Origin of the sequence: Pseudomonas sp. HMWF006, assembly GCF_003061205.1 — a bacterium.
Lineage (GTDB): Bacteria > Pseudomonadota > Gammaproteobacteria > Pseudomonadales > Pseudomonadaceae > Aquipseudomonas > Aquipseudomonas monsensis.
Window position 1 is genome coordinate 1 of record NZ_QAIU01000346.1, and the last position, 1843, is coordinate 1843.

Consider the following 1843-nt stretch of genomic DNA (forward strand, 5'->3'; position numbering starts at 1 on the left):
GTTGAATGTGATGACCTCTTCGCGAGCAAGCTCGCTCCCACAGTGGTGAGTGTTCACCCGCTGGCGTTTTCATCTGACTCGAGATTGTTTTGCACTATCATCGCCCTCTCTTCCGGAGGGCCTTCGATGACTGATCTGCTCACGTCCATTCAAGCCGCACTCGGCTTGCCGCACACGCCGATTCCCTTCACCGCACAGGGCGCCCTGCCCTCGGCATTCGCCGTCACCGACCTGGCCTGCGCGAGCATCGCCGCAGCCGGTCAGGCCGTCAGCGAACTGCTCCAGCAACAAACCGGACACTTGCCCGCCGTCGAAGTCGACCGAAGACTGGCCTCGTTCTGGTTCGCCACCTCGTTGCGTCCGATGGGCTGGGAAGTCCCACCACTGTGGGATGCGGTGGCCGGTGACTACGCAACCCGGGACGGCTGGATCCGCCTGCACACTAACGCCCCGCACCACCGCGCCGCCGCTGAACGTGTGCTCGGCGCCTGCGCCGACCGTGCCGCGATGGCAGCAAAAGTCGCGCAGTGGACCAGTGCCGATCTGGAGCAAGCACTGGTCGAGGCCAAGGGCTGCGCCGCCGAAATGCGCAGTTGGGCACAGTGGCAGCAGCATCCGCAGGGAATGGCGGTGAATGCCGAACCGCTGGTGCATGTCATCCATTCGCAGGCTGGAAACGTCAGTGTGTGGCAAGGCTCGGCGGCGCAACCGCTGGCCGGCCTTAAGGTGCTGGACCTGACCCGCGTACTCGCCGGCCCCACCGCCAGCCGTTTTCTTGCGGGCCTCGGCGCGAACGTGCTGCGAATCGACCCACCGGGCTGGAACGAACCAGGCGTGGTCCCGGAAGTCACCCTTGGCAAACGCTGCGCTCGGCTGGACCTGCATGTTCCGGCAGATCGTGCGGTGTTTGAAAACCTGCTCAAGGACGCCGACATCCTGTTGCACGGCTACCGCGCCGACGCGCTGGAACACCTCGGTTTCGGCGCCGAGCGCCGCCGACAACTGGCCCCGGCGCTGATCGACGTCTGCCTCAACGCCTACGGCTGGAGCGGCCCGTGGCAGAACCGTCGCGGCTTCGACAGCCTGGTGCAGATGAGCAGCGGCATCGCCGAGGCCGGGCAGCGCTGGAAAACCGCTGACAAGCCAACGCCACTGCCGGTGCAGGCGCTGGACCATGCGACCGGGTATCTGCTGGCGGCGAGTGCGATGCGCCTTTTGACTGAACGTTTAAAGACTGGTCGGGGTGGCGCGGCGCGTCTGTCACTGGCGCGCACGGCGAAGTTGTTGATTGAGCATGGGCCGGGGACGAGCGAGGCGTTGCGCGCCGAAGATGCGCAGGATCAAAACTCAGTGTTGGAACAGACACCCTGGGGGCCGGCGCACCGCTTGCTGGCACCGCTGAAAATCAGCGGAACGCCGCTGCAGTGGGCGTTGCCGGCCAGCGAATTGGGTACACATCGCCCACAGTGGTTTTAAAAAGCGCCCCTCACCCTGACCCTCTCCCGGAGGCGCGGTGACTGATTGGGGGATATTGAAGTGGCTCACCGACCTGAAAGATCGAAGTTGAATCCATAATCGACTCGATCTTTCAGGTCGATGTCTCACGAAAGACACCGCGGTCAGCCCCCTCTCCCTCCAGGAGACGGCTGGAGTGAGGGCACAGCGCTCAAAGACGTCCACAACACCTGCGCCGCATACCCGCGACAGGGTCGCCAGGCCTCAGCCCGATCAGCCAGTTCCCGCGCCGCGGGTCGCACACCTTCCAGCACCTCCAGCGCCCGCAGCAACCCGACATCGCCATGGGGAAACCCGTCCATATCGCGCAACTGGCGCAACGCGATGT

General features: G+C 64.7%; 1 protein-coding gene and 1 pseudogene. One reads left to right on the plus strand and one right to left on the minus strand.

What is annotated here, in order from left to right:
• The first annotated feature begins 126 nt into the window (after window positions 1–126).
• Entirely contained in the window at window positions 127–1476 is a 1350-nt protein-coding gene (locus tag DBR24_RS14215) for a CoA transferase (protein ID WP_128615077.1), read from the plus strand.
• A gap of 143 nt (window positions 1477–1619) precedes the next feature.
• On the opposite strand, the pseudogene DBR24_RS32165 reads toward DBR24_RS14215, so the two are convergent.
• A pseudogene (locus tag DBR24_RS32165) lies at window positions 1620–1843 on the minus strand (hypothetical protein); the annotation flags it as partial.

What these genes read in the sequence shown, in the direction of transcription:
- DBR24_RS14215 (WP_128615077.1), top strand. Translation starts at nt 127, where the DNA reads ATGACTGATCTGCTCACGTCCATTCAAGCCGCACTCGGCTTGCCGCAC.